Annotated in this window: 1 protein-coding gene; it reads left to right on the forward strand. The window is 42.2% G+C overall.

All coding sequences use genetic code 11. The features are described from left to right. Window positions 1-1,302, forward strand: a 1,302-nt coding sequence (locus tag AAEY57_RS19150; protein ID WP_350608569.1) for a transposase, incomplete at its 5' end; no start/stop codon positions are given. Window positions 1,303-1,503: the final 201 nt, after the last annotated feature.

The following is a 1,503-nucleotide window of genomic DNA, read 5'->3' on the forward strand; positions in this document are numbered from 1 at the left end:
CGCCGTATTGCTAAGGCGTGTGAGACGAATATTTTGTTCATGAGTGTGTCGGGTGATATTCAACCTCATTACACATCGGTAGCGGGATTCGTGGCCAAAATGCACGAACAGATTGAACCGCTGTTTACGCAAGTACTGATGATATGCGACGAAGAAGGCTTGATAGGTCGCAACATGTTTGCCATTGATGGATGCAAATTGAAATCGAATGCGAGTAAAGAATGGAGCGGCACATTCGATGAGCTAGGGCGTAAAAAAGCAAAACTAGAACGCGCGAGTAAACGTATTATCGAACGTCACCAATCACAAGATAGCCTGAGCGAAGAGTTGATAACACAGGATTTAAAGCAAAAAGAAAAGCTGGATAAAAGTGCAGATAAAATCACGGAGTTCTTAGCGACCCACGAGGAAAAAACGGGCAGCAAAGGCAAGCCCATTAAAAGTAATATTACCGACCCCGATAGCGCGAAAATGACCACGTCAAAAGGCACAATCCAAGGCTACAATGGGATAGCGATAAATGACGATAAACATCAAATTATACTGCAAGCACAGGCATGGGGCTCGGTGGGTGAGCAACAAACCTTGCAGCCAGCAGTTAAGCAATTAAAGCAGCAGCTTGATAAATTGAATACCGACAAATCAACAGACGAACAAACGATTAAGTTCACCGCAGACAGTGGGTTTAATAGCGAAGCGAATCTTGAATACATGGCGAAAAGTGGCTTTGATACTTACATTGCGGATAACCAATTTAGAAAACGAAACCCGTTATTTAAAGACAGCGAAACATACGAAACAGAGCAAGAAAAACGCCGACTAAAACGCAGTAAAGGTAAGCCACGCTTATTTACTTCAGAGGACTTCCATTATGATGAAACGACACAAACCTGCCGCTGTCCCGCAGGCAATGACATGTGGCGAAGTGGTATCAATGTAAAAAGCCACAACCAAAAATACACGCGATTCTGCGGTTACTTAAAAGATTGCAAAGTATGCCCACTGCAACAGCAATGCATGCGACAGCCACCGACAAAAACAGGGCGGCAAGTACAGTTTAAAAATGATGAATCGCGTAAACAGCTCAGCTATATCGACAAAATGAAGGCCAAAATAGACAGCCCAATGGGACGACGACAGTACAGTAAAAGACTCGGCTGTATAGAGCCAGTGTTCGGGAATATTACTGTCAATAAAGGCATGAATAAGTTGACCTTACGTGGACAAACGAAAGTGAATGCGCAATGGCAGTTGTATTGCCTTGTTCATAATCTAGAAAAGCTGAGAAACACGATGCATTAATTAGCGTAAGCCCTTATCACCTCAAATAATCCACTCAAACACCTGTGATACCTTCCAAAACGCCCATTAAAGCAACAGCAAATCCTCTTTTATATTTTACGTAAAATCGAAGTAACCGATTGAATCAAAATAGGAACTCGGCTATGGTTAATGCATCAATAAAAATAAATTAAAAACGAGTTATTCTACAGGCTCGTTATG

Source organism: Pseudoalteromonas sp. MER144-MNA-CIBAN-0113 (assembly GCF_040308965.1).
GTDB classification, from domain to species: Bacteria; Pseudomonadota; Gammaproteobacteria; order Enterobacterales; family Alteromonadaceae; genus Pseudoalteromonas; species Pseudoalteromonas tetraodonis.